Annotated in this window: 29 protein-coding genes; 14 read left to right on the top strand and 15 right to left on the bottom strand. The window is 62.4% G+C overall.

Annotation, left to right across the window (positions count from 1 at the left end):
* Positions 1-18: 18 nt before the first annotated feature.
* The 7 genes from C1M53_RS21670 to C1M53_RS21645 all read right to left on the bottom strand — a co-directional run bounded on the left by C1M53_RS21670 (position 19) and on the right by C1M53_RS21645 (position 6,870).
* Complete coding sequence (locus C1M53_RS21670) at positions 19-708, bottom strand: ATP-binding cassette domain-containing protein (protein ID WP_129414112.1); 690 nt, start codon at positions 706-708, stop codon at positions 19-21.
* A complete protein-coding gene (locus C1M53_RS21665) occupies positions 705-2,432 on the bottom strand; it encodes an ATP-binding cassette domain-containing protein (protein WP_129414111.1) in 1,728 nt (575 codons plus the stop codon). The genes C1M53_RS21670 and C1M53_RS21665 overlap by 4 nt, the downstream gene beginning before the upstream one ends.
* Complete coding sequence (locus C1M53_RS21660) at positions 2,425-3,279, bottom strand: branched-chain amino acid ABC transporter permease (RefSeq protein ID WP_129414110.1); 855 nt, start codon at positions 3,277-3,279, stop codon at positions 2,425-2,427. Before C1M53_RS21660 ends, C1M53_RS21665 begins: the two co-directional genes overlap by 8 nt.
* A gap of 129 nt (positions 3,280-3,408) precedes the next feature.
* Positions 3,409-4,317, bottom strand: coding sequence for a substrate-binding domain-containing protein (locus tag C1M53_RS21655; protein WP_348630003.1), 909 nt, complete (start codon positions 4,315-4,317; stop codon positions 3,409-3,411).
* Complete coding sequence (locus C1M53_RS32545) at positions 4,293-4,595, bottom strand: ABC transporter substrate-binding protein (RefSeq protein ID WP_348630002.1); 303 nt, start codon at positions 4,593-4,595, stop codon at positions 4,293-4,295. The genes C1M53_RS21655 and C1M53_RS32545 overlap by 25 nt, the downstream gene beginning before the upstream one ends.
* Positions 4,596-4,615: 20 nt before the next feature.
* Positions 4,616-6,058: an indoleacetamide hydrolase gene (iaaH, locus tag C1M53_RS21650; RefSeq protein WP_129414109.1), complete on the bottom strand. Its 1,443-nt coding sequence runs from the start codon at positions 6,056-6,058 to the stop codon at positions 4,616-4,618.
* Between the two features lie 86 nt (positions 6,059-6,144).
* On the bottom strand, positions 6,145-6,870 hold the full coding sequence (locus C1M53_RS21645) for a helix-turn-helix transcriptional regulator (protein WP_129414108.1): 726 nt from the start codon (positions 6,868-6,870) through the stop codon (positions 6,145-6,147).
* 198 nt (positions 6,871-7,068) lie between these two features.
* Between C1M53_RS21645 and C1M53_RS21640 the strand changes: the two genes are divergently transcribed.
* The 4 genes from C1M53_RS21640 (at position 7,069) to C1M53_RS21625 (ending at position 9,252) form a co-directional block, all read left to right on the top strand.
* On the top strand, positions 7,069-7,476 hold the full coding sequence (locus C1M53_RS21640; protein ID WP_129414107.1) for a VOC family protein: 408 nt from the start codon (positions 7,069-7,071) through the stop codon (positions 7,474-7,476).
* 171 nt (positions 7,477-7,647) lie between these two features.
* A complete protein-coding gene (locus C1M53_RS21635; protein WP_129414106.1) occupies positions 7,648-8,343 on the top strand; it encodes a GntR family transcriptional regulator in 696 nt (231 codons plus the stop codon).
* A gap of 70 nt (positions 8,344-8,413) precedes the next feature.
* A complete protein-coding gene (locus tag C1M53_RS21630; protein ID WP_129414105.1) occupies positions 8,414-8,797 on the top strand; it encodes a RidA family protein in 384 nt (127 codons plus the stop codon).
* Positions 8,798-8,847: 50 nt separating this feature from the next.
* Positions 8,848-9,252 carry a VOC family protein gene (locus C1M53_RS21625; protein WP_129414104.1) on the top strand — a complete coding sequence of 135 codons (405 nt, stop codon included), beginning with the start codon at positions 8,848-8,850 and terminating at the stop codon, positions 9,250-9,252.
* Positions 9,253-9,325: 73 nt separating this feature from the next.
* On the opposite strand, the gene ugpC is transcribed toward C1M53_RS21625, so the two are convergent.
* The 4 genes from ugpC to C1M53_RS21605 all read right to left on the bottom strand — a co-directional run bounded on the left by ugpC (position 9,326) and on the right by C1M53_RS21605 (position 13,515).
* Positions 9,326-10,411: a sn-glycerol-3-phosphate ABC transporter ATP-binding protein UgpC gene (gene ugpC, locus C1M53_RS21620; RefSeq protein WP_129414103.1), complete on the bottom strand. Its 1,086-nt coding sequence runs from the start codon at positions 10,409-10,411 to the stop codon at positions 9,326-9,328.
* Between the two features lie 20 nt (positions 10,412-10,431).
* Positions 10,432-11,250 (bottom strand): carbohydrate ABC transporter permease, encoded by an 819-nt coding sequence (locus C1M53_RS21615; RefSeq protein WP_129414102.1) that lies wholly within the window; start codon positions 11,248-11,250, stop codon positions 10,432-10,434.
* 31 nt (positions 11,251-11,281) lie between these two features.
* Positions 11,282-12,193 (bottom strand): sugar ABC transporter permease, encoded by a 912-nt coding sequence (locus C1M53_RS21610; RefSeq protein ID WP_129414101.1) that lies wholly within the window; start codon positions 12,191-12,193, stop codon positions 11,282-11,284.
* Between the two features lie 65 nt (positions 12,194-12,258).
* A complete protein-coding gene (locus tag C1M53_RS21605; RefSeq protein WP_129416303.1) occupies positions 12,259-13,515 on the bottom strand; it encodes a sugar ABC transporter substrate-binding protein in 1,257 nt (418 codons plus the stop codon).
* Here C1M53_RS21605 and C1M53_RS21600 point away from each other — a divergent pair.
* Entirely contained in the window at positions 13,511-13,762 is a 252-nt protein-coding gene (locus C1M53_RS21600; RefSeq protein WP_129414100.1) for a hypothetical protein, read from the top strand. The two genes, C1M53_RS21605 and C1M53_RS21600, sit on opposite strands and share 5 nt — an antisense overlap.
* A 48-nt stretch (positions 13,763-13,810) precedes the next feature.
* Here C1M53_RS21600 and C1M53_RS21595 read toward each other — a convergent pair whose 3' ends face one another.
* A complete protein-coding gene (locus C1M53_RS21595; protein ID WP_129414099.1) occupies positions 13,811-14,740 on the bottom strand; it encodes a nucleoside hydrolase in 930 nt (309 codons plus the stop codon).
* Positions 14,741-14,851: 111 nt separating this feature from the next.
* The gene (locus C1M53_RS21590; RefSeq protein WP_129414098.1) at positions 14,852-16,027 is read right to left on the bottom strand and encodes an amidohydrolase; all 1,176 of its coding nucleotides are present in this window, start codon (positions 16,025-16,027) and stop codon (positions 14,852-14,854) included.
* A gap of 111 nt (positions 16,028-16,138) precedes the next feature.
* Here C1M53_RS21590 and C1M53_RS21585 point away from each other — a divergent pair, with 111 nt between their 5' ends.
* Entirely contained in the window at positions 16,139-16,966 is an 828-nt protein-coding gene (locus C1M53_RS21585; RefSeq protein WP_129414097.1) for an AraC family transcriptional regulator, read from the top strand.
* On the opposite strand, the gene C1M53_RS21580 is transcribed toward C1M53_RS21585, so the two are convergent.
* The gene (locus C1M53_RS21580; RefSeq protein ID WP_129414096.1) at positions 16,917-17,273 is read right to left on the bottom strand and encodes a hypothetical protein; all 357 of its coding nucleotides are present in this window, start codon (positions 17,271-17,273) and stop codon (positions 16,917-16,919) included. The two genes, C1M53_RS21585 and C1M53_RS21580, sit on opposite strands and share 50 nt — an antisense overlap.
* Positions 17,274-17,344: 71 nt before the next feature.
* Here C1M53_RS21580 and C1M53_RS21575 point away from each other — a divergent pair, with 71 nt between their 5' ends.
* The 6 genes from C1M53_RS21575 to C1M53_RS21550 are packed head-to-tail and all read left to right on the top strand — an operon-like array spanning position 17,345 to position 23,920.
* A complete protein-coding gene (locus C1M53_RS21575; protein WP_129414095.1) occupies positions 17,345-18,313 on the top strand; it encodes an ABC transporter permease in 969 nt (322 codons plus the stop codon).
* Between the two features lie 12 nt (positions 18,314-18,325).
* Positions 18,326-19,276: an ABC transporter permease gene (locus C1M53_RS21570; protein ID WP_129414094.1), complete on the top strand. Its 951-nt coding sequence runs from the start codon at positions 18,326-18,328 to the stop codon at positions 19,274-19,276.
* 4 nt (positions 19,277-19,280) lie between these two features.
* The gene (locus C1M53_RS21565) at positions 19,281-20,474 is read left to right on the top strand and encodes an amidohydrolase family protein (protein WP_129414093.1); all 1,194 of its coding nucleotides are present in this window, start codon (positions 19,281-19,283) and stop codon (positions 20,472-20,474) included.
* Complete coding sequence (locus tag C1M53_RS21560; protein WP_129414092.1) at positions 20,471-21,967, top strand: amidohydrolase family protein; 1,497 nt, start codon at positions 20,471-20,473, stop codon at positions 21,965-21,967. Before C1M53_RS21565 ends, C1M53_RS21560 begins: the two co-directional genes overlap by 4 nt.
* Positions 21,960-22,943: an ABC transporter ATP-binding protein gene (locus tag C1M53_RS21555; protein ID WP_129414091.1), complete on the top strand. Its 984-nt coding sequence runs from the start codon at positions 21,960-21,962 to the stop codon at positions 22,941-22,943. The genes C1M53_RS21560 and C1M53_RS21555 overlap by 8 nt, the downstream gene beginning before the upstream one ends.
* A gap of 5 nt (positions 22,944-22,948) precedes the next feature.
* Complete coding sequence (locus C1M53_RS21550; RefSeq protein ID WP_129416302.1) at positions 22,949-23,920, top strand: oligopeptide/dipeptide ABC transporter ATP-binding protein; 972 nt, start codon at positions 22,949-22,951, stop codon at positions 23,918-23,920.
* A gap of 11 nt (positions 23,921-23,931) precedes the next feature.
* Here C1M53_RS21550 and C1M53_RS21545 read toward each other — a convergent pair whose 3' ends face one another.
* The gene (locus tag C1M53_RS21545) at positions 23,932-24,609 is read right to left on the bottom strand and encodes a GntR family transcriptional regulator (RefSeq protein ID WP_129414090.1); all 678 of its coding nucleotides are present in this window, start codon (positions 24,607-24,609) and stop codon (positions 23,932-23,934) included.
* A gap of 137 nt (positions 24,610-24,746) precedes the next feature.
* On the opposite strand from C1M53_RS21545, the gene C1M53_RS21540 reads away from it, so the two are divergent.
* Together C1M53_RS21540 and C1M53_RS21535 are read left to right on the top strand one after the other, a co-directional pair.
* Entirely contained in the window at positions 24,747-25,385 is a 639-nt protein-coding gene (locus C1M53_RS21540) for a flavin reductase family protein (RefSeq protein WP_129414089.1), read from the top strand.
* Position 25,386: 1 nt separating this feature from the next.
* The gene (locus tag C1M53_RS21535; protein ID WP_129414088.1) at positions 25,387-26,154 is read left to right on the top strand and encodes an aspartate/glutamate racemase family protein; all 768 of its coding nucleotides are present in this window, start codon (positions 25,387-25,389) and stop codon (positions 26,152-26,154) included.
* Positions 26,155-26,190 lie beyond the last annotated feature (36 nt).

Raw genomic sequence — 26,190 nt, 5'->3', positions numbered from 1 at the left:
AGCCGCAGCATCGGATACCTAGACGGTCAGGTGTTTGACGATATCGGCGCGCCCGACCTCGGTGCGCGAACCGGTCAGCACGCAGCGACCATGATCCATCACCAGATACCGGTCGGCGACCAGCTCGGCGAAGGAGAGGTTCTGCTCGACAACGATAAAGGCCGTGCCGCCCGCTTTCCTGCCGTTGATCATGTCGGCCATGCGCTGGATGTTTTCCCATTGCACGCCTTCGGTCGGCTCATCTAGCACGACAGCCGGCTGGCCTTCCGCCAGCCCGCGGGTGAAGGACAGCAATTTCTTCTCGCCGCCCGACAACGTTCCGGCGCGCTGCGCCAGCCGCCGCTCCAAAACCGGAAACAGATCGAAGAAGGGCCGATAGCTGTCCAACTGGCCGTCCTTGCTCATCAGCGCCAGATTGTCCGAGACGCTGAGATCATCGAAAACTGGCCGCTCCTGCGGGCAGTAGCTGATCCCAAGTCCTCTGCGCGCCTCAGGCGCCATCGCGCCTGCCTTGCGGCCACCGATCACCACCTCGCCCGACCGACACGGCAGGTAGCCGAGCAGCAGCTTGAGCAGCGTCGACTTGCCGACGCCGTTGCGGCCGACGATGCACAGAGCCTGCCCGGCATAGACCTCGCCGCTGAGCTCCTTCACGACGTTGAGGGAGCCATAGCCGCCGGAGAGGTTGTCGAAGCTGACCGGGATCATTTCTGACCTCCGACATAGACGGCTTGCACTACCGGATTGGCCTGGATGTCGGCGACGCTTCCTTCTGCCAGCAAGGCGCCATTGTGGAATACCATCACACGGTCCGCAATCCTGCGCACCAGCGCCATATCGTGCTCGATGATGATGATGGCGTTGCCAAGCCTCTCGGCCGCCCAGAGAATGACGTCGACAGCGCGCGATGTCTCGTCGGCCGAGAGGCCGGCACAGGGTTCGTCCAGCAGCAGGATGCGCGGTTGCACGGCGAGCGCCATGGCAAGCTCGAGGATCTGGCGCTCGCCATGCGAAAGGTCGCTCGCCGGCGCGTCTTCCTTGCCTAGAAAGGCATAACGGTCAGCCAGTTCCCCGATGATCGGGCTCGACCAGCGACGCGGCGACCGTCGTAGCAGATCGAATGGTCGCGCGCTGTTGCTCCACAACGCGATGGCGAGATTGTCGCCGATCGACAGTTCCGGAAACACGCTTGGTGCCTGCAGCTTGCGACCGAAGCCGAGCCGCGCCACCCGGTAAGGTGCCAAGTTGGTGATATCGAGCGCGCCGACCTTCACGCTGCCGGCGCTGGCCGGCAGTTCGCCGCTGATCAGGTTGAAGGTCGACGTCTTGCCGGCGCCGTTGGGTCCGATGATGCAGGCGACGCCTTTCGGCGGGAACGCGACTGTCAGGTCGTTTAGAATGGTGATGCCGCCGGCGCTGACCCGCGCCGCGTCGATCGTCAGCGCTTCCTGCGCGCTGGTTCCGGTCCGCGCGGGAGCTTCGATGGCTATCTGTGGGCGTGCACCGGCCAAGGCGCGGCGCAGGCGCTCCGTCACCGGCGTGACCAGCCCGATCACGCCTTGCGGAAAGGCGAGCACGACCACCATGAAGAAGCCGGCCATGATCACTTCCCAATAGGGAATGCTGTCGCGCATCTCCGCCGTCATCGAACCGACCAGCAAGGTACCGAGGACCGGTCCGTAAAGCCGGCCACGCCCGCCGACTGCTGTCCAGACCAGCAGTTCCGCCGAAAAGGCAAAGCCGACCACCTGAGGTGAAACCAGGCCCTGCTGGGGCGCGTAGAGCGCACCGGCAAGACCGGCGAAAAACCCGGACACGGCAAAGGCGATTGCCTTGTAGTGATCAGGGTTGAAACCGAACAGTGCGACGCGGCGCTCGTTCTGGGCGATGGCGCGCCACAGTACGCCGAGCGGTGCACTGTAGAGCCACGACGCGATCGCCAGCACGGCAACGAGCGCGACCGCGGCGAGATAATAATTGGCGCGGAAATCATCGATCCCAGGAAGGGCCGGGATGCCGGCGAGGCCGTTGAAACCGCCCGTCACCGAATTCCAGTTGCTGGCGATCTGGAACGCCAGCATCGAGAGCGCCAGCGTGATCAATGAAAAGAATGGCCCACTGCCGCCATCGCGACGAAACACCATCAACCCGATCAGCAGCGCCAGAACGCCACTCGCCAGGGCAGCGAGAGGCAGCAGCAGGTAGATCAGATAGCTGCCGGGCATGGCTTTCAGCAGGATTGCCGAGAGATAGGCCGAAACGCCGAAGAACATCGCCTGGCCGAGCGGCAGGAAGCCAGCCTGTCCCCAGCACAAGCCCAGCCCGACGGCGACCATCGCATAGAGGTAGTAGAGGCCGAGCTGATAGGTCCAGTAGTCGCCAACCGCAAACGGCAGGACAAGCAGCGCGACCAGCGTGATGAGATTAGCCATGCGCGAACAATCCGCGCGGTTTCAGCCACAGGAACAGGATCGCCACCACCAACACGGTGAAATAGGCCTGCGTGCTGCCGAATACGGCCGACATCAAGCTGTCGAGTCCGCCAATGACACCTGTACCGGCGACCACGCCAAGCACGCTGCCCAGTCCGCCGACAACCAGCACGAAAAATGATTTGATGACATAGTCCAGCCCGAGATAGGGATGCACCGGCACCAGCGGCGCCACCATGACGCCGGCAAGACCCGCAAGGCAGGAGCCGACCACGAATGTGGTGGTCGCAAGCCGCTTCACCGGCATACCGAGCGCGCGTGCCAGGTCCGGATTGCCGACCATAGCCCTGATCCTCAGCCCTGCTCTGCTGGTTCCATACCAGGCGAAGAGCGCGCCGATGATCGTGACGCAAACAACGATCAGCATCAGCCGGTAGGTCGGATAGTCGGTGCCCAACAGTGTCATCGTACCGGCAAGCGGCACGGCAACACTGTTGAAGCCGAGGCCGAATCCGGCTTCCGCCAGCTTGCGAAGGAGCAGACTCAAGCCCCACGTTGCAACCAGCGTGTCGAAAGGACGGCGATAGAGCGGACGGATCAGAAGCACCTCAACGATCAGGCCGACACCCCCGCAGACCAGAAGCGCCAGCGGTACTGCCAGCAGGAAAGGCGCACCGGCTCGATCGACAACCAGGGCACAGAACGCGCCCATCATGACGAATTCGCCATGCGCCAGATTGAGCACGCCGAGCATGCCGAAGGTGACGGCAAGCCCGAGCGCGATCATCGCCAGCGTCGTCACGCCGAAAACGATGTTCAACAGCTGTGTGATTATTAGCGGATCCACGAGCCCTCCCCGAGAGCAGGTCCGGTTTTCTTCAAATCACCGAACCAGCTCTATTTCGTCGTTTTTGTGCAAATCCGGACACAAAACCGCTCACACTGTTGCTGGAATTGCTCTGGTTCTGCCGGCAGCTCACACCGGACAGGACTGGCCGCTGGCGACCTTCTCGAAGGTCTTGACCACCTCGAACTCGGCGCCCTTGCACATTGCGAGATACATGTCCTTGTCGACATGGCGTCCCGTCATCGTCGCGGTGCCGCCGGCGGTGGCGAAGGTGAGCCCTTGCGAAGCCGCAGCAACAGCGGCCGCTTCCGTCGAGCCCGCCTTGTCGACAAGCGCCTTGGCACAGTGCACGCCGGCATAGGCGTCGGCGCCGAGCGTCGACAGCTGTGGCACCTTGTCGCCGAACTTCGCCTTCATCGCCGCCTTGAACTTCTGGTTGGCCTCGGAGCCGACATTGGCGAAGTAAGCCATGCAGGAATAGAGATTGCCGCTGCTTTCGGCGCCGATGCCCTGCAGCGTGTTTTCCTCCAGCAAAAAGGCCAGGCGTGTGATGTCCTTGTCGAGACCGAAAGAAGCAAAGGCCCGGTTGAAATTGACGTTGTCGGCCCCGATCACCGTGATCAGCACGACATCGGGTTTCGCGCCCTTGATACGCGTGACGATCTCTTCGAAACGGTTGGGCGCGCCAAGCGGTACATATTCTTCCCCGGCGATCGTGCCGCCACCGGCAGCGATGTATGATTTGGCGGCTTCGTTGGAATTGCGGGCCCAGACATAGTCGTTGCCGATCAGATAGAAGGACTTGGCGCCCTTCTCCTTCATCATGAACTCGATCGACGGCTTGATCTGCTGCGGCGGCGTTTCGCCGAGACAATACAGATTGGCTGTGCAGTCGCCGCCCTCATAGACCGGCGTGTAGATGTAGGGAACCTTGCCCTTGACGGTGGCCTCGACCGCCTGGCGCACGGCGCTGTCATGTGAGCCGATCACGAGGTCGACCTTTTCCTCCAGCATCAGGCGCACGACCGATTTCGCCACTTCGGCGGAGCAGCCCCTGCATCGGTTGGAATCAGCTTGATCTTGCGGCCAAGAACCCCTCCAGCCGCATTGGCTTCGTCCGCGGCCAGTTCCGCGCAGCCCTGGTTCGACGGACCGAACAGCGCGGCAGGCCCGGACAGCGGGATCAGCAGTCCGATCTTGAATTCACCCTCTGCCGCGATGGCGCGGCGCAAAGTGCCCGGCGCAATGCCGGCGGCCAGCGCACCGGCCATGCCGGCCAGCATGGTGCGGCGGTCGATGGTCATGAATGATGGCATGTCGTTCCTCCCCTTGTTGCTTATCGTTGTCCGTGCTGGATGTTCGCCGGATCGAGCTTCGGCGCAGGAAGAGCCGGAAACAGCGCTTCGATCGTAGCCGCGATTGACAGCAGCGCCCGGTCGTCACCGGGCAGCCCGTCCAAGGCCAGCCCCACAGGCAACCCTCGCCCCGTCAGCCCAACAGGCAGGTTGATGCCCGGCAACCCGGCAACGCTCCCCGGATCGGTGTTGCGGATGAAGGTCTGGAAGGTCGGCACCCGCCGACCGTTCAACTCGACGTCGACATCCTCGCCGATCGGACGGGCGGGCAGCGGTGTCGTCGGGAAGACCAGCGCATCGATGCCATGAGCGGCGAAATGATCGCGATAGGCCTTGATCAGGCGTGGCCGATGAACATCCATCGCTTCCCGATAGAGAGCCTGCGGAACCATGGTGGCCGGATCGCTGATAAAGCGCATGATGCCTTGCACATCCGGGCTGGCAGCCTTTTCGACGATATCGGCAAATCGTGCAGACGCGCCGCTTTCCTCGAGATAAGCAGCGATATCCCGGCCAGGTTCATAGAAGGCAATGATGCTGGCGGCCGCGTTGAGCGCGGCAAGGTCAGCAATGTCGGCCTCCACCAGCGTCACGCCGGCGACCCTCAGCAAAGTCAGCGCTTCCAGGCAGAGGCGCTCGGTCTCGCAGTCGAGATCTTCCCAGAAATAGCCGCGCGGCACGCCAAGCCGCAGCCCATCCAATGGTCGTGCGGACAGCATGCCAGTGCTGCCGATGACGACCCGATCCATCAACTCGAGATCGGCGACGCAACGCGCCATCGGGCCCGGCGTGTCACGGGTCGATGAGATTGGCACGATGTGGCCCGCAGGCCATCGACCCGCAGATGGACGCAAGGAAGCGATGCCGCACAGAGCGGCCGGCACACGCACCGAACCTCCGGTGTCGGTGCCGATGCCACCTGGGGTTAGGCGTGCCGCACAGGAGGCACCGGCACCGCCCGATGACCCGCCTGGAATCATCAGGGGATCATAGGGATTGCGGATCGCGCCGGAGAACGCGTTGTTGTTGGTGATGCCGAAGGCCAGCTCATGCATGCCGGTTCGGCCGAGAAAGACAGCCCCGGCACCGCGCAGCGCTGCAGCGACCGGCGCGTCTTTCTTCGGTCGGTGGCCGGCAAGGCCGGGCGTGCCGGCGCTGCATTCCTGGCCAGCAATGTCGATGTTGTCCTTCATGCCGAGCGGCACGCCGGCAAGTGGCCCGAGTGTCTCGCCGCCGCGGCGCGCGCGATCCACTGCGCGAGCGGCTTCAAGCGAAGTATCCGCATCGATCGAGACGAAGGCGTTCAGATGAACATGGGCAGCGCTACGATCGAGGAAAGTCTGGACGAGACGTTCGGCACTCACCTCGCCGTTGCGAATGGCTGTCGCCGCAGCCGCAACGCCGAGCTCATGCAATTCAGCCATCCAGTCCTCCTCACCCAATCAGGCAAAGCGGATGCTAGAGGCGCGAGCCCAGCACGGGTATCAGCAGAAATGCGGATGCACCCTGGTCAGTTGTCGGAGCGGGAAACGGTGGCGGCCAGTTCCGCGCGATTGGCACAACCGCGCTTTTCCATGGCACGCGAAAGATGCGTCCGCACAGTGGCAAAGCCGATGCCGAGCAGGCGGGCGATGTCGCGATCGGTGCAGCCGCGCGCCACCAGAACCGCAACGTCACGCTCGCGCGGCGTCAGGTCATCGCCATGCAGCGAAGCCCGCAGCAGCGCGCGCCGCAGGAACGGTTCCAGCATGTCGAGCAGCACCACGTCGCGTTCCTCGAACTCCGGCCGCTTCTTGGCGCGCCAGATGCGCAGGTCACCGAGGTCCTTGCCATTGTCGAAGACGAACAGGTTGATGCCATGGTGCATGCCGTCGCGGGACAGGAAGTCGTTGAAGAATTCCGTGTGCTCGAGCCGGCGGTGCGGAATGACGAGCTCGACGGGCGTCGCCCGCTTTCGCGCACGCAACTGCTGTGTCATCGGGTCGTGGAACTGGAACCAGTCGTCATAGGCCCTGAGATTGTCTTCACTCATCCGGTAGGCGCGCGAACGCTCGAAAACACCCTTGCCGTCGTTCCAGACGTAAGAAGCGCCGAAATCCGAGCGCGTCAGGCGAATGATATCCGACAGCACGTCGCCGCGCGCGTCGGCCCCCGGGCCGATACGTTCCAGTCGCGCGACGATATCGCCATACAGGCGGATTTCGTCGGACGTGATGTCCCTCATCACAACGCTCATGACCCGCTCCTCCCCAGCAACAGGCTCATGGATGCGGACTATAATAAGCTGTCGCGCCCTGTCCACCTCGTCAGGGTGACAGCCGACTATCCGCGACCAGTTCCAAAGTATGAATCGTTTCTTGATCAAAAGATCGAATGATGCAATCTTTCGATCTTTCCATTGATATATCCGAACCGCCTGGCGAACCGCTCCACCATGACACTCACCGCTCAAACCCACCCACCGATCGAGCAGACGATCAGCTTCTTTCGCGTCAGCGATCTCCGGCGCACCAGAGATTTCTACGAACGGGCTTTCGGCTTGCGTCTTGTCTTCGAGCGCGAAGGCAAGGTGCTGATCCTGCAGGCCACCGGCGAGAGCTTCTTCGGTTTCGTCACCGGCGAGTTGCCGGCGAACCAGCCACGCATGGGAGCCATCACCCTTGTCTCTTCCGATGTCGATGCCTGGTCGAAACGCCTCGTCGACATCGGCATCGAAACCAAGGGCCCACCCATCTTCAAGCCGGAATTCGGCATCTACATCCTCTATGTCACCGACCCTGACGGCTACACGGTCGAAGTGCTGGAGATGCGGGCGGAAGGCTGGCCACACAAGACGTTATGAGCAGCCCCGCCGATGGTATCAGGCGGTGCCGCCCGGATCGCAAACGGAGCAAGCCATGCCCGAGTTGAGCCAGCAATGCCGTGCTCTTGTCTCCGGCATCAAGGATGACTACGACAGTTGAAGGCTTGGAGCGATCCAGCCGCAACCGTCCTTCCAGCAAGGGATCATATCGTGGCAGTCGACGTCTTTGCACCGATAGCGTCGCGCAGCACCATCCAGGATGGGGTCTACCGGCAGCTCAGGCATGCCCTGATGACAGGCCGTTTCGACCCGGGCCAGACGCTGACGATCGCATCGCTGTCGGATTCCTTCGGCACCAGCCATATGCCGGTGCGGGAGGCCTTGCGTCGGCTCGCCGCTGAAAATGCGCTCGAGGTAGCGGCAAACGGTTCAGCGCGCATTCCCGCCACCAGCCGTGCAAGACTCGACGATCTGTGCCGCGCCCGCATCGCCGTCGAGAGCCTGGCGACTGAACTGGCTGTACCCAACATCACCGCACGCGACATCGTTCAGCTGGAAGGCATCATCCACGAGCACGAAACGATCGGACGAACCGACAGTGTCTATGCCATGCTCGGCAAGAACCAGGAATTTCATTTCCATCTCTATGGCGCATCGCAGTCGGAAGTGCTTATCCAGCTCATCGAAACCCTGTGGCTGCGCTTCGGCCCCTACATGCGACTGTTGACGCGCCATATCGAACCCCTGCTGAAGTCCGACGACAGCGGCACCTATTCCGTGCACCATCACGAGATGATTGCCGCACTCAAGGCCAGGAATTTGGATGCGGCCCGCATGGCCATCATCGCCGACATCAAAGCGACGCGTGACCTGCTGCGTGAACTGACAGCGGAAGATCAATCCTGAAATCACACCAGCGTGCCCATATCGGGCTGGCCTACGAAGAAATTTGATCAATTAATCAACGAGCACGACGATGTCCGAAAGACGAGCGATTTCATCCGGATCGAAATTCGAGGAGTTGGCCGGTTATTCCCGTGCCGTTGTCGACGATGAATGGGTCTTCACCTCGGCCACCGCCGGTTCCGAGGCTGATGGCAGCTTCTCACCTGATACCGCTCAGCAGGCACGACGCGCGTTGGCCGTTATTTCGGCAGCACTCGCGGAAGCCGGGGCCACTTTTGCCGATGTGGTGCGTGTGCGCGTCTATCTGGCCGACCGCGCCGACGTGATGGCAGTGTCGAAGATCCTGGGCGAGACATTCGCCGCGCCTCGCCCGACCAACACCACCATCATCTGCGGTTTTCCGGCCGAAGAGATCAAGGTCGAGCTGGAGATGACGGCGCTTAGGCGCCACTGAGCACATCGCGCGGTTCGACACCAAGCCTGAATTCACGGAGGGGAAAAGCAATGGACACACAGACAGAGTCGGGAACACTGCCGGTCAACGCGCAGGTGACCTTCCTTTACTACAAGGACCTCGCCGCGCCTGAGCATTTTTATGGCGAGCAGCTGGGCTTCGAGAAGACCTTCGACAAGGGCTGGGTCAAGTTCTTCCGCATCACCGCCCATTCTTATGTCGGCCTCGTCGACGAGGCGAAGGGACACCACAAGGCATCCGACGCCAAGGCGGTGATGGTCAGCATGGAAACACCGGAACTCGAAGCCTGGTACGAACGCATGCAGCAAAGCGGCGCCGAGATCGTCGTTCACTACGATCCGGCCAAGGCTGCCGAGCAGATGGTCTCTACCTTCCTGATGCGCGATCCCGGCGGCTACAGCGTCGAGTTCTTCCGCTTCAACAAGCGCGATTGAGCACTCCAGGGCAGTTCTGGGAAGGTGCTGTTTGCCTGCGGAATTGCCTCACATCATCTGCGGCTGCGCAACGTCATTTCGGTAAGCGCAGCCGTTCTCCATCAGCCGGGTCGAACAGGCAGACGTCGGCGGGTTTGATCGCCAGCGACACGGGCTGTCCAACCGCAAGCTGCAGCCGCTCCGTGGTGAAAAGCTTGAGCTGCTGGCCTGCGATGTTCACATGCACCACCGTGGCTACGCCCGTCGGCTCGACAAGCTCGACGGTCGCCGCGACACCGGCTTCGCTGGCCGGAAACAGCCCGATCCGCTCCGGCCGAATGCCGGCGATCACCTCGCCATCGTCCGGCAGTCTGTCGGGAGCCGGCATGGCAAAAAGGTTGATAGCGCCAACCTGCAGGCCGATACCTTTGTCCTGGCGCAGCGCGCGCACCTTGATGAAATTCATGGCGGGAGAGCCGATGAATCCGGCGACAAAGATGTTGGCGGGATTGTCGTAGAGCTCAAGCGGGGCGCCGACCTGCTGGATGACGCCGCCATTCATCGCCACGATGCGGTCGCTCATGGTCATGGCTTCGATCTGATCATGCGTGACATAGACCGACGTCGCCCCGATATCGCGGTGCAGCTTGCGGATCTCAAAACGCATCTGTTCACGCAATCGCGCGTCGAGATTGGACAGCGGCTCGTCGAACAGGAACGCCTTCGGGTTGCGTACGATCGCCCGCCCCATGGCGACACGCTGGCGCTGTCCGCCAGACAGCGCACGCGGCTTGCGGTCCTGCAGCGCCTCCAGCCCCAGCTTGTCGCCGGCCCGTTTGACCGCCTCGGCGATGCGTTCGGCCGGCGTGCGCTTGAGCTTCAGGCTGTAGCTCATGTTGTCGCGCACGCTCATATGCGGATAGAGCGCGTAGGACTGGAACACCATGGCGATGTCGCGGTCGCGCGGCGCCAGATCGTTCACCCGCATGTCGCCGATGCGGATCTCGCCAGCGCTGAGATCCTCCAGTCCGGCGATGATGCGCAGCAACGTCGACTTGCCGCAACCAGACGGCCCGACGAGGACGACGAATTCACCCGACTCGATCGTCAGGTCTACCCCCTTGAGGACTGGGACCGCGCCATAGTCCTTGCGCACGCCGTCGATAGCGATCGATGCCATTTGCCGAACACCCTTTCGTTTCAGCCCTTCACCGCGCCGGCCGTCAGCCCCTGCACGAGATAGCGCTGGATCAGGAAGAAGAAGATGCAGACCGGGATGAGCGCCAGGACGCCTGCCGCCATCATCGGCCCGTACTCGATCGTGGCGCGCGTCGAATAGAGCAGCAGGCCGACCGGGAAGGTGCTTGCCGAAGCCGACGAATTGAGCAGCAGCGCGAACAGGATTTCACCCCACGCACCCGTGAAGCAGAAGCCGGCCGTCGCCACGATACCTGGCAGCGTCAGCGGCGCGATGATCTGCACGAACGCCTTGAATCGTGTGGCGCCGTCGATCATCGCCGCCTCCTCGAGGTCTTTCGGTATGCCGTCGAAGAAGGACTGCATCAGGAAGGTGGCGAAAGGGATGTTGAAGGCGGTGTAGATGATGATCAGGCCGGTCAGGCTGTTGGTCAGCCCCAGCGTGCCGAAAATGCTGAAGATCGGCGTGATCACGATGACCAGCGGAAACATCTGGGTCACCAGCATCAGGCCGACGATCCAGAACTTGCCCCTGAAGGCAAAGCGCGAAAACGCGTAACCCGACGCCGTGGCAAGCACGGTCGACGCGATCGCGGTGACGCCTGAAACAATGATCGAATTGCGGAAGAACAGCAGGAAGTCGCTTTTGCCGATCACCGTCGCGTAGTGTTCGACGCTCACTTTGGAAGGCAGCAGATCGGTGCCTTGCTTGTAGAGGATGTCGTTTGGCGTAATCGAAACCTTGACGAGCCAGTACAGCGGAAACAGCGCCACCAGGACATAGATGAGCAGCACCCCGTAGTGCAGTGCCCATTTCGTCATCCGGATTTGAAAAGAGCCGCGCATGATGCCGTTACCTCGAGCTCAGCATCATCTGCCGGATCGATATCAGCAGAAGCGCATAAATGAGGAGCAGGGCCACAAGTGCCGTCGCAACCGCCGAGGCATAGCCGAAATTCAGCCCCTGATAGGCCTGTGTAAAGACGTAGCTGGCGACGATCTGCGAGGAATCCGCCGGGCCGCCTTTGGTCATCACCACGATGAGTTCGGACGAATTGGCGATCCAGATCGTACGCAGCATCACTGTGACGACAATGGTCGGCGCCAGGAAAGGCAGCGTGATCGAGCGGAAGCGCTCGAAACTGCCAGCGCCATCGATCTCGGCAGCTTCATAGATCTCGCCCGGAATGGCCTGCAGCGCGGCCAGCAGCGTGATCGCGAAGAACGGCGTGCCCCACCAGATGCTGGCGATGATCGGCCCCAGCAGCGCATGCTGGGGATTGGAGAGGATGTTGTCCGGCGCGCCCATCAGGCCAAGCGCATAGGCCCAATGCGGCAAGGGTCCGATCGCCGGGTTGAACAGCCACGACCAGTTCATGCCGATGAGGAAGGTCGGGATAGCCCAGGGCAGGAAGACGATCGGCTGAATGATACCCCGGCCGGGAAAAGGCCGATTGAGCAGCAGCGCCAGGATCAGCCCGAAGACGAACTGGAATGCAACGCAGCTCACCGTCCAGGTGACCGTGTTCTTCAGCGCGCCCCAGAAGCTGCCGTCGCGCATCAGGTCACGGAAATTGTCGAGGCCGACAAACCCTCCCGATGTCGGATCCAGCAGCATGACATTGCGGAAGGCATAAGAAATGCCGATGACGATCGGAACCAGCGTCGTAACCGTGATCAGCAACAGTGCGGGGGCACTGTAGAGATACGGCTCAAGCACAGCGAGGCGCCGCCGTGCGCCCGCGGAAAGATGGAATACGGTCATGTTCGGCCCGGATTGTCAGGGCAGCGACGATGCGCCAGGCATCGTCGCTGCCTCAGTGAGCACAGTTACTTCGCCAGGAATTTCTGCTGGGCCTTCGTCAGGATACCTGCGAATTGCTTGCCGAGATCCTCTGCTGTGATCTGACCAAGCAGCGCCTGCTGGGCGAGCTTCACCGCCGTCGAGCCAGCAAAGAGGCTGTATTCCGGCAAATAACCTGGCGTAACGGTGGGCACGATGTCCTTGTCGTCGAGGGAATCGAACCAGGCACGGTATTTCGGATCGGCATAGGTCGGATCCTTTTCCGCACTCTTGAAGATAGGCAGAGCTCCCACGGCCTTCGTCCAGAGCGGATCGGATTGCGGATTGTCGATCATCGCCAGGAACTTCCAGGCCAGATCCTTGTTCTTGCTGGCCGACATCACACCCCACGAGCCATAGCTCAGCACAGGGAAGGCCTTGCCGCCCTTGCCCTTCGGCATCGGCACGACACCGAAATCGTCGGGCGCCATGTGTTCGGACGTCGGCGCCAGCACGTCGGCATCCTGGTCGAGCATGGCGCAGGTGCCGGTATAGAAGCCGGCGACCGTCTCTTTGTAACCCCAGTTGACGCTGTCCTTCGGCGCCCAGCCATTCTTGTAGAGGTCGATCTGGTTCTGGAAACCGGCGACCCAGCCCGGCTGGTCGAGCGTCGACTTGCCGTCCTTGTCGAAGAACGCGTTGTCGCCATTGGTGGCGGCGCCCATCATCGCCCAGGCATTGAAAGTGCCCGAGCCGCCGCGCAGGCAATAGCCATATTTGCCGGGAAGCGCCGACACTTTCTTGGCGGCATCCATGAATTCATCGACCGTCTTCGGCGGTCCGGCAACACCCGCCTCGGCGAACAGCTTCTTGTTGTAATAGAGCGACTTCACGAAAAGGCCGTAAGGAAGCACATAGGCCGTGTCCTTGACCTTGCGTGCCAGTTCCAGGACGCGCGGGTTCAGATCACCCTTGTGCTCCCACTTCTCGATATAGGGCTCAAGGCTCTCGAGGTGCCCGGAATTGGCATAGAGGGCCACCCAGTTGTCAGGCATTTCCGCCACGTCGGGAATATCGCCTGCGGCAATCATGGTGGCGAACTTCTCGAAGGAATTATCCCAGGGGATCGAGATCAGCTCGACCTTCACGCCCGGGTTTTCCGCTTCGAACTTCTTGATAAGCGTGTTGAGGACGGCCAGCGATTCATCGCTGGTGTTTGTCTGGACGAACCGCAGCGTGGTGTCGGCAAGCGCAGGCGCAGCGAGCATGGCCAGAGCCGCACCCGCCAGAAGCAGTTTCTTGATCATCGATTTCCCTCCCATTGATGCCAGGACAACCACCTCGATCTCTGGACAGGCACAGCTCTGCGCGCTTGCCGGCGTCGGATCGATTTTCGACGATCGCTTGGCACTATGCGAGCAGATTACATCATTCGATCTTTTGATCAAGAGATTACAAAAGACGGTCGTATGCGCCGATTGCCGTCGGAGCCGCCTGCCGGCGACGCCCGAACAATTCCGGCAAACATGCACGGCTCTGCGTCAGGATTGACGCAGAATTCAGAGTGTTCGCACGCCTCGCCGAGAAGAACGCAAACCTCTAGTCAAGCTTGCCCAGCAAGCTCAAAAGCAGATCAAAGAAACCATCGGCATCGGCCTTGATCGCAACCTCGGTGGTGGCCGGCTTGCCGCCCAGTCCCCAGATGTCATGCACGGTGCGGCCGAAGCTCAGCCCGCTGTTGGTTTCGACATCCACCCGCATTGTGCGTGTCTGGAAAATATCCGGCTGCAGCAGCCAGGCGACGGTACAGGGGTCATGCAATGCCGACCCTTCAAAACCATAGCGCTCCCGATAGACCTTGGCGAAGAACTCGGCCATGTCGGCGAAGACCCGCCCTGCCCTGTTGCCGAGCGCGCGCATGCGCTCGACATGTCGCGGTGTCGCTATCACCTGATGGGTGACGTTCAGCCCGAACATCACTGTCGGAATACCACTGTCGAGCACGATCTGGGCAGCGTGCGGATCGCATAGCAGGTTGAATTCGGCCGCCGGGCTGTCATTGCCATAGTCCGTCGAGCCACCCATGAAGACGATCCGGTCGATCTTTTCGGCAATCGACGGCTGCAGCCTGAGCGCGATCGCCAGATTGGTCAGCGGCCCGGACGCCACCAGCGTGATCTTGTCCGACGAGCCGGCAAGCGTCCGCACGAGATAGTGGATCGCACTCTCGGCTTCGGCGCCGCGCTTCGGCTGGCCGATCTGTGGCGCCTCGAGCCCGCTCTCGCCGTGATAGGCGGCGGCATCGACCCGGTTGCTCAGGATGGCGCGGTCGACGCCGGCATAAACGGGAACGGCACTGCCCAGCCAGTCGAGCACGCGCAGCGCGTTGTTCGTGGTGTGGGCGACCCCGACATTGCCGTAAGTGGTGGTGACTCCGAGGATTTCTATGTCGCTGGAAGCAACGGCCATGGCCATAAGAAAAGCGTCGTCGATCCCGGGATCGCAGTCGATGATGATGCGTTTGGCCATGAATGGATCCGATTGAACGAAAGGGTCGTGAGTAAGCCCACGACCCTTGTCGGACAGCAAGCGGGTTTTGTTGCCCTTTGCTCGGGACTACCGACAGCAACTGCCAGAACGTCAGCGCATGGATGGCAGCGCCCGGTGCACGACATTCAGGAAGTAACGCATGCCGATCGGCACGATATCGTCGTCGAAGACAAAACGATCGCCGTGCAACCCCTCGCCGGGGCCGACATCGCCTGCGCCGATCCAGGCATAGGCACCGTCGCCGACGCCGCGCAGCAGGAAGGCGAAGTCTTCGCAGCCCATGCTGGGCTGGAAATCGGTGCTGACGCGCCCGGCGCCGACCGTGTCCCGGGCGGCCAGCGCCGCCAGTCCCGCGCCGGCCGCCGGGTTGACCACCGGCGGATAACCGCGCTTGTAGTTCAGCTCGGCCGTCACCCCATGCATGGCTGCGACCGCTCGCGCGATCCGCTCGATCTCTTCAGCGCAATGGTCCGACAGAACCGGGTCGTAGAAACGGCACGTGCCTTCGACCTTGGCCTCGGTCGGCACGAAATTGTTGAACCTCCCGCCATGGATCTGCGTGACCGAAAGAACGGCAGCGGCAAGCGGGTCGATACTGCGGCTGACCACACGCTGCACCGCGGTGACGAAACTGGCCGCCGCCAGCACCGGATCGTCGCCGAGATGCGGCATCGCCGCATGACAACCGCTGCCGTGGAAGCGGATTTCGAAATCGTCCACCGCCGCCATCTGGGGACCAGCCAAAACGCCGATCTGGCCTTTCGGGAAACCCGGCCAGTTGTGAATAGCAAACACCTTCCCGACCGGGAAGCGCTCCAGCACCCCATCCTCGATCATCTGCCTGCCGCCGCCCACCACCTCTTCCGCCGGCTGGAAGATGAAGACGACCGTGCCATCGAAATCCTCGCTTTCGGCGAGCAGTTTTGCTGTGCCCAGCAGGATTGCGGTATGGCCGTCATGGCCGCACGCATGCATGACGCCCTTGTTCTTCGACGCATAGTCGATATCGGCCATTTCTTCGATCGGCAGTGCATCGAGCTCGGCGCGCAGCGCGATGGCCTTGCTGCCGTTTCCTTTGGTCAGCGTCGCAACGACAGCGGTCCGGCTGACATCGGTGTGCACGGCGAGGCCGAATGCCTTGAGTTTTGCAGCAACGAAGGCAGCGGTTTCATGTTCGGCAAAACCGAGTTCCGGATTGGCATGGATGTGCTTGCGCCAGGCAATAACCTCTGGTGCGATTTCGGCGACGCCGTCGTTGGCAGGCATGGATAGTCTCGCGGTTCACTTTTCTCAGGATGACTGCGATCCTAAATGCGGGCGCAGGACCCGTCTTGAACAGGATTGACCGCAAGGCGGGTTTGCGGAAGGCTGCCATCGATGAGCGAGGCGAGGGAACGCGAAGAAGCGCGACTGACACGGCATGCGGGGCTCGGCGATCTCGAATTGCTGACCGCCCGCTACCGCGATCATGCCTATGCGTTACACACCCACGACAGCTACGTGTTTGGCGTCGTGGTTGCCGGCGCCGAGAAGCTGCGCATCAACCGCCGGTCTTATCTTGCGCCTGCCGGTTCGATCATCGTCGTCAATCCCGAGGATCCGCATGATGGTGAGAAAGGCTGCGAGGCCGGCTGGGCCTATCGCACCTGCTACCCCCGCGCCGAACTGATGCGAGAAGTCGCGGAAGATCTCGAGCTCGGCCATTTGCCGATGTTCAGCCATGGCGTTCTCGTGGCCCCGGACCTCGCCGACGATTTCGTGCAGGCCCACCGCCTTGCCGTCGCCGGCAGGGCCATGGAAGCGGAAACGACCATGCTGATGGCCTTGCGCGGGTTGACCCGACGTTTCGCGGACCGTGGCGGCCGCAATCCTTCGGCCGACGACAGCGAGGCAGCCAGGCGGTTTCGGCGCTACCGCGACCTCATCGAGGCCGACCTCGCCGGCACCTTCGAGCTGGGTAATCTCGCCGAGGTGGCGGGTGTAACCCGCTTCCAGGTCATCCGCGACTTCAAGCGTGTGGCCGGCATGACGCCCGGCCAATATCTGCGCGACTGCCGCATCCGCGCCGCCGCGACCCTGATGCGCACCGGCAAACCGCTGGCCGACATCGCCTTCGAGACCGGATTTGCCGACCAGAGTCATCTCACGCGGCTGTTCAAATCCATGCGCGGCGTATCGCCCGGAGCATTTCGCGAAGCGGATTGAGCTGCTGCCGACCCCGATCGGCCGGCCGGATGTTGTCGATGCAGAGTATCTGGATGGGGTGCAATGCTCCCACCAAACGCGGTTTTCCACCGACGACAATGCGCTGCGTGGCACCATCGAAGGTCCACAAAGCCCGGCATTCTGCAGACTGTCGCCCAATGAAGACAAAATTGTCGACAAAATAGTTGACAATAAGACCGGCATCCTGAATATCCGATACCAGGCCGCAAACGACGGCATCAAGATCGTCGCCGCGACATCGGGAGGATGTTCCATGACCGACCAGCACGCGTCGAACAATCGGCAACGACCGTTGTCCGCCGCGGTTCGCTGCGCTTCTGAAGCGCATTCCCTAACGGTCGGCCGACGAGGTTCCCCATGCTGGTCTTCACGATAAGCCGTCTCGCCAACGCCATCATGGTGATGCTCGCCGTTGCCATGCTCGCCTTCCTGATCTTTCGCCTTGCCGGCGATCCGGTCGAGATGATGGCCGGTGAGCAGATGACGCAGGAAGATCGCGATGCGTTGCGCGAACGGCTCGGCCTGAACGATGGCACCGCAACACAATTTGTCCGTTTTGTCGCCAATGCTGCGCGCGGCGACTTCGGCGTTTCCTACCGCAACGGCCAGGACGTGCTGACGCTGATCGGCGAACGTTTCCCGGCAACGCTTGAACTCGTGCTGGTGGCGACGCTGATTTCCCTGATCGTCGGCCTGCCCCTCGGTGTCCTGACTGCCATCAAGCGAGGGCGATGGTACACGGAATCCCTGCAATTCCTGTCGATCATCGGCGTCTCGTTGCCGAGCTTCGTGGTCGGCATCCTGCTCATCCTTGTCTTTTCAGTCATTCTTGGCTGGTCACCGTCTTTCGGGCGCGGCGACGTCGTGCAGATCGGCTGGTGGTCGACCGGCCTATTGACGCCTTCAGGACGCGCGGCACTCATTCTGCCCGCCATCGCGCTGTCGCTTTACCAGATCACGCTGATCATGCGGCTGGTGCGCGCCGAGATGCTGGAGGTGCTGCGCTCCGACTACGTGAAATTCGCCCGGGCGCGCGGTATTCCGCGCTGGCGCATCTATTTCCGTCACGCCCTGCGCAACTGCCTGATGCCTGTGGTGACGATGACCGCCATGAATGTCGGTTCGCTGATCGCCTTCGCGCTGATTACCGAAACCGTCTTCCAGTGGCCGGGCATGGGCATGCTGTTCATCCAGGCCGTCACCTTCCTCGATATCCCGGTGATGGCGGCCTATCTGTGCATCATCTCCTTCATCTTCGTCGCGCTGAACACGCTGGTCGACATCACCTATGCGGTGATCGATCCACGCCTGCGCGCCTCGCACTGAGGAGACCGTTCGATGACGCTCGAGACCTCGAAAGCAGCCGCCCAAAAGCCTTCCTCCGCGCTGCAGCGTTGGCGTGACAGCGATATCTGGTGGTCGTTCACGCATTCGAAAGCCGCCATGCTGGCTGCCGCGATCTTCGCCATCCTGATCCTGACGGCGGTGTTCGCGCCCTTGTTCGCCCCACAGAACCCCTACGATGCCGCGCAATTGGACATGTGGAAGGCCGAGCTTCCTCCGGTGTGGCAGGAAAGCGGCGAATGGCCCTATCTGCTCGGCACCGACACGCAGGGCCGCGACATGCTGTCGGCTATCCTCTACGGCACGCGCATCTCGATGGTCATCGGCCTGGCCTCTGTCGCGCTTTCCCTGCTGATCGGCATGACCGCCGGCCTGGTTGCCGGCTTCTTCGGTGGCTTCATCGAGAACATCCTGATGCGTATCGGCGACATCACCCTGTCGATCCCGACAATCCTGATCGCCATCCTCGTCTCGACGGTAGTGCGTCAGCTGCTGCCGTCGGATCTGCGCGAAATCGGCGCATCAGCGGTGCTGGTGCTGGCCATCGCGCTATCGTCATGGGTGCAATATGCACGCACGGTGCGCGCGCAGACCATCGTCGAGCGCAGCAAGGAATATGTGCAGGCGGCACGGTTGCTGAAAGTACCGGCCCGCCGGATTCTAGCACACCACATCCTGCCCAATACACTCACCCCGGTGCTGGTTGCGGCCACGCTGAATTTCGGCATGGCGATCCTGACGGAAGCGACGCTCTCGTTCCTCGGCATCGGCATGCCGCCCGGCCAGCCATCGCTCGGCACGCTGATCCGCATCGGCAACCAGTTCCTGTTCTCCGGCTCGTGGTGGATTGTCCTGTTTCCGGTGATCCAGCTCTGCCTGCTCGTCGTCGTCGTCAATGTGCTGGGAGACTGGCTGCGCGACGTACTCAATCCGAAACTGAGGTAAGTGCATGCCCAACCTGCTGCTCCGCAACGTCCGCCCCTATGGGGGCGCCGCCAGCGATCTCCTGATCCGCGACGGACGCATTGCCGGGATCGGTCATTTCGAACCGGACGCCGGCATGCCGGTCGAGGACGGTGGCGGTGCCATCGCCATTCCCGGTCTGATCGACGCACACACCCACCTCGACAAGACAACCTGGGGCATGCCCTGGCATGAGAACAACCGGCGCGCCGTGCTGCGCGAGCGGATCGACTTCGAACGCGAGAACCGCCTCGCCATCGGCATCGACCCGCACCGGCAGTCGATGCGTCACGCCATCGGTCTCGCCGCGCATGGCGCGACCCATGTCCGCAGCCATGTCGACATCGATCCTACGCACAAGCTTTCGATCGTCGACGGCATCATGGAAACCCGCGAGAAGCTGAAAGGCATCATTGACATCGAGATCGTCGCCTTCCCGCAGTCGGGCGTCATGGTGATGCCGGGCACGGTGGAGCTGCTCGACGAAGCGCTGGCGCAAGGCTGCGAAGTGCTGGGCGGCATCGATCCCTGCGGCATCGACCGCGATCCCAAGGGCCAGCTCGATGCCCTCTTCGCCCTGGCGGTGAGGCACCAGAAACCCATCGACATCCATTTGCATGAAACCGGAGATCTCGGCGCCTTCACCATGGAGCTGATGTTCGAACGCATCCGCGCCAACGGTATGCAGGGCAAGGTGGCGATCAGCCACGCCTTCGCGCTTGGCATGAACGACTATCTGCGCGTCGGCCAGCTCATCGAACAGATCGCCGAGCTCGACGTCGCCATCCTGACCACCGGCGCGCCGTCGGCGACCGTGCCGTCGATCATGCGCCTCAAGGAGGCCGGTGTCCGGGTCGGCGCCGGCTGCGACGGCATTCGCGACACATGGGGTCCCTGGGGCCAGCCCGACATGCTCGACCGCGCCAAGGTGGTCGGCATGAAGAACGGCCTGCGCTCCGACAAGGATCTTGCGCACGTCCTGCACATCGTGTCGCAGGGTGGCGCCGACGTCATGCGCATCGAAGGCTACGGCCTTGCAGAAGGCTGCAATGCCGATCTGACACTTCTGACCGGCGAGACCCTCGCCCATGCCGTGGTCGACGTCGCGCCACGTCCTCTCGTTGTCAAGGGCGGACGCATCACCGCACGCAACGGCCAGCCCATGGTGGCCATGCCATGACACGACAGATCCTGGATTCACTCGCACTCGGCAAGCGCCCGCAAGGCCGCACGCTGATCACCGCGGCCTGGGTGCTTGGCCATCGCGACGGCGGCCATCGGCTGATCCGGAACGGCGAAGTTGTCATCGACGGCGGTGAAGTCGTTTTTGTCGGCACGAAGTTCCCTGGCGAAGTCGCAAGGCGGGTCGATTTCGGCAATGCGCTGGTCAGCCCGGGCTTTGTCGACCTCGATGCACTTTCCGACCTCGACACCACCATCCTCGGCATCGACAACCAGCCAGGCTGGGCCAAGGGCCGGGTGTGGCCGCGCTCCTATGTCGAAGCCGGCCCCTATGAAATGTACAGCCAGGAGGAGCTGGCCTTCCAGAAGCGCTTTGCCTTCGGGCAGCTGCTGCTCAACGGCATCACCACGGCTGCACCCATTGCCTCGCTCTTCTACCGGGAATGGGGCGAAACGGTCGCCGAATTCGATGCGGCGGCAGATGCCGCCGGCGACCTCGGCCTCAGGGTCTATCTCAGCCCTGCCTACCGCGCCGGCGGCATGGTGCTGGAAGGCCCCGGCCAGATGGTGCCGGTGTTCGATGAACAGCGCGGCCTGGCCGGACTTCGGGACGCCGTCGACTATATCGGCCGGCAGAATGGCCGCCACGGAGACCTGGTGCGCGGCATGCTGGCCCCAGACCGTGTCGAGACTTGCACCAAACAGCTGCTGCGGCAGACCCAGGCCGCAGCCGCAGAGCTCGACTGCAAGATCCGCCTGCATATGGCGCAGGGCTCGATGGAGGTCGACACCGTGCGCAAATTGCACGGCACCACCGCTCCGGTTTGGTTGGCGCGGGCCGGTCTGCTGAACGACCGGCTGATCGCGCCGCATGCCACCAACGCCACCGAGGAAGATCTCGGCCTCTATGCCGAGCATGGCGTCTCGATCGTGCATTGCTCGCTGGTGTCGGCGCGCAGCGGCAGCATCCTGAACTCGTTCTCCAAATGCCGCGAGCGCGGCATCAACATTGCGATGGGCACCGACACCACCCCAGCCGACATGCTGATGAACCTGCTGATCAGCCTCATCACCTGCCGCATCGCCGACAAGGCCTCGGACCGTGTCCGCTCCGCCGACCTGTTCGATGCGGCGACCCTGGGTGGCGCGAAGGCTGTCGGTCGCGACGATCTCGGCAGGTTGACGGCAGGCGCCCGCGCCGACATCGCGGTCTTCGGCCTCGACGATGCGGTGATGGCACCGTCGGTGGATCCGATCACCACACTGGTCACCGGCGGTTCGGGCAAGGTCACGCAGGCCGTGTTCGTCGACGGGCGGCTATCCATGCGTTTCGGCGAGGTTGCCGGCATCGACATGAAAGCCGCGCGTGAACGCGCCCAGCGGCAATATGACGGCCTGATCGCCAAATATCCGGATCGCAGCTGGGGCCATCCGCCGGTTTCGGAGATCTTCCCGCCAAGCTATCCCATCGAGGTGGATGCCAATGGCTGAAACCCAGCAAGCCGTGCTCGAGGTTCGTGGCCTCAAGGTCGAATTTCCCGGTCGCCGTGGCGTTGCCACCGCACTCTCGGATGTGAGCCTTTCAATCCGCCCCGGCGAAATCCTCGGCGTCGTCGGAGAATCCGGTGCCGGCAAGTCGATGACCGGCTTGGCCATCCAGGGACTGCTCGAACGCCCGGGACACATCGCCGAAGGCGAGATCTGGCTGGCGGATCGCCGCATCGACAATCTGGGCGACCGCGAGATGGAGAAGATCCGCGGCCGCGAGATCGGCGCAATCTTCCAGGATCCGCTGACCTCGCTCAACCCACTGTTCACCGTCGGCGCACAGCTGACCGAAACGATCCGGCAGCATATTGGCATGGGTAAAGCCGAGGCGAGAGCGCGGGCGATATCGCTGTTGAAGGATGTCGGCATCCCCTCGCCCGAAGAACGCGTCAACCAATACCCACATCAGTTCTCCGGCGGCATGCGCCAGCGCGTCGTCATTGCGCTGGCGCTTGCTGCTTCGCCGAAGCTGATCATCGCCGACGAGCCGACCACCGCCCTCGACGTGTCTATCCAGGCGCAGATCACATCCCTGCTGCGCAAGCTCTGCAAGGAGAAAGGCACGGCGGTGATGCTGGTGACCCACGACATGGGTGTCATTGCCGAGACGGCAGATCGTGTCGCCGTCCTTTATGCCGGCCGCCTCATCGAGATCGGGCCGGTCGAACAGGTGCTGCGCGCCCCGAAGCATCCCTATACGCGGGGGCTGATGGCCTCGATCCCGGCGCTCGGCGCCCGCGTCGAACGCCTCAACCAGATCGACGGCTCGATGCCGCGCCTCGACGCCATTCCACCGGGTTGCGCGTTCAACCCACGCTGCAGGGAAGCCGGCCCACGTTGCACACGGGAACGGCCGGGCCTGTTGCCGGCCGGCGCCGGCGCCAGCGCATGCTGGCTCAATGCTGGAGGAACCGCATGACCGCGATGACTTCGCAAAAGACGTCTGCCCTCTCCGTCAGTCGGTTGGTCAAGACATTCGACGTTTCCGCGCCCTGGCTCAACCGTGTCGTCGAACGCAAGCCACGGCAGTTCCTGCAGGCTGTCAGCGGCATCAGCTTCGACGTCCCGTTGGGCGGATGCCTCAGCCTGGTTGGTGAAAGCGGCTGCGGCAAATCCACCGTCGCCCGCCTTGTGACAGGCCTCTACAAGGCGAATGGTGGTGAGATGCGGTTCGCACCGGGCCATGATGGCAAGCCGCTGTCAGCGCAGATGATCTTCCAGGATCCCTATGCCTCGCTCAACCCGCGCTGGCGCGTGAAGAACATCATCGCCGAACCGATCCGTGAACTGAAGCTGCGCAGGACCAGGGCCGAGACCGACGATCGCGTGATCGAACTGTTGAAGACGGTCGGCCTGTCGGCTTCCGACGGCGACAAGTTCCCGCATGAATTCTCTGGCGGCCAGCGCCAGCGCATCTCGATCGCGCGGGCGCTCGCCAGCGAACCCGAATTCCTCGTCTGCGACGAACCGACCTCGGCACTCGACGTCTCCGTGCAGGCGCAGGTGCTCAACCTGATGCGGCGCCTGCAGGATCAGTTCGGTCTGACCTATCTGTTCATCAGCCACGACATGAGCGTGGTGCGGCACATGTCGGATCGCATCGCGGTGATGTATCTCGGCCGCATCGTCGAGGAAGGCGAGACGGAAGCGCTGTTCGCCAGGCCGCGTCACCCCTACACGCAACTGCTGCTGCAGACGATCCCGAACATCGAGAAGCCGCATCGCGACCGTGTCGTCGCCGGCGGCGAGGTTCCAAGCCCGCTGAAGCCCCCGTCAGGTTGCCCGTTCCATCCGAGATGTCCGGTCGCGACGGCACGCTGCTCGGCCGAGTTACCTGAAGTGCGTACGCTCTCGAACGGTACACGGGTAGCCTGCCATTTCGCGGAAGATGCGTAGAATTAGTCAGCCTAGGCCAGCGCGGCCCTGAGATCATGGGACATGTCCCGCACCTCCCTCAGGTCCAACTCGGACTCCACATGCTCCAGATGATGTTCCATCAGTGCGGAAGCCTTTTTGAGATCGCCGGCGGCGATGGCATCGACGATCTCGGCGTGCTCGTCGGGTCCGCAATTGAAGCGCGCCGTGTTCCGGTACACCGCGGTGATCAGCGAGGTGCGCGAGATCAGGTCCCGCATCATGCCGAACAGGAAGTCGGAACCGGAGATTTCGGCCAGCAGCAGGTGGAAGCCGCCGGACAGCTTGATGATGTCGGTGGTGGCGTCATTGGTGTTGGCGGTACGCTCCTGGGCTACGTGGCTACGCAACCGTGCCAGATCGGCCTTCGTCACCGAAGCGCCGATGCGGGCAACGACACGGCTCTCGACGGAACGGCGGATGGTGAAGACATCCCTCGCCTCGTCCACGGTCGGCTGGCACACGAAGGCGCCGCGATTGGGGATGATCGTCACCAGGCCTTCGCGCTCGAGTGCGGCCAGTGCCTGGCGGATGCGGGCCCGGCTGACGTCGAAGATCGCCGCCATCTGGCCTTCCTTGAGCTGAACGCCCGGGCGCAAACGACGCTCAGCGATCGAGAGCCACACCTTTTCGACGATCTGCTGTATCGAAATGCCTGCCTGTTCGGTCATGACTCTCTTTCCCGCTGTCTGATCGACATCCGCCAAGGATGACAAAAAGTCAATATTTGCATTGGTCCATGAGCTTTTTTTGTAGATAATACATTCAAAAATTGTCTACAATATTTGACATGGACGGGGAGACTCGAATGGAATTCGACTTCACACAGATCGAAGCGGAAGGGCGCTATCGCCTGCTGACCAATTTTGTCGGTCCGCGCCCGATCGCGCTGGTCACCACGCGTTCCGCTTCCGGGCGCGCCAATGCCGCGCCGATGAGCTTCTTCAACGTCTTCTCGCACGAGCCTCCCATCGTCGTACTCGGCATACAGCCCCGGTTGTCCGGCGAAGACAAGGACACCGTCGCCAACATCCGGCGCACCAGCGAGTTTGCGGTCAACATGGTCGACATGGCACTGTCGCAGCAGATGCTGGTGTGCGGTCTCGCCTTCGAGACCGATGTCGACGAGCTGGAGATATCCGGTCTCCCCACCGCTCGCTGCAGGCAGGTCGACGTCGATTTCGTCACCAACTCGCCCTGTGCCTTCGAATGCCGGGTTGAGCGGCTGATCGAATATCCGCGCCGCGTGCTGGTTCTTGGGCAGGTGGTGCACATGCATGTGCAACGCGGCTGCCTCGACGAAGCTGGACGCTATGTGAACCCCGAGACCTATCAGCCGATCGCCCGGCTGCATGCCGACAATTACATCACTTCCGACCGCCAGTTCGTGCTCAAGGCACCGGCAATCTCGGAAGTCCTCACCACAGCCAAACGCGCAGGCCAGTAAAGTGCATATTCACCTGATCAATCCCAATTCGACGGCCTCCATGACCGCGCAGGCGCTGGACAGCGCGCTGAAGGTCGCCAGCCCCGGCACGCGCGTGACCGCCGTCAATCCGGTGGGAACGCCCGTCAGCATCGAAGGTTCGGCGGACGAAGCCTTGTCGGTGCCGGCCATGCTCCTGGAGATCCGCAAAGCCGAAGCAGAAGGCGTCGACGCCTACGTCATCGCCTGCTTCGACGACCCTGGCCTGCATGCAGCCAGAGAAATCGCGAAAGGACCGGTAGTCGGCATCTGCCAGGCAGCCGTGCAGGTCGCCATGACGATCAGCCGGCGCTTTTCTGTCGTCACCACCCTGCCGCGTTCGGTTCCTATCATCGAGGACATCGTGCAGGCTTATGGTGCCGGCCATCATTGCCGCGCAGTCCATGCCATCGACCTGCCGGTCCTGGGACTGGAAGAAGATCCTGAGACGGCCGAGCGGTTACTGAGGGAAACGATCGAACGCGCCAAGGCGGAGGACCGAGCCGAGGCGATCATCCTCGGCTGCGCGGGCATGTCGAGCCTGTGCGAACGCCTGTCGGCGGCTACCGGTGTACCGGTGATCGACGGCGTCACCGCCGCGCTGAAGATCGCCGAAGCCCTGGTCGGCGCGGGTTATGCGACCTCGAAGGTCAGCACCTACGACTATCCGCGTCCTAAGGGGCAGTTTGCCGAGCGCTTTGAAGACGCGCCGATCAGAGCGCGCATCTACCAAACACTCCATTTGCTTTAAAAGCAGCGAGTTATAGCGCTTTCACGATTCTGCTTC

Origin of the sequence: Mesorhizobium sp. Pch-S, assembly GCF_004136315.1 — a bacterium.
Taxonomy (GTDB): Bacteria; Pseudomonadota; Alphaproteobacteria; order Rhizobiales; family Rhizobiaceae; genus Mesorhizobium.
Note: the sequence above shows the minus strand (reverse complement) of the source record. Positions and strands in the feature narration are given on the sequence as shown.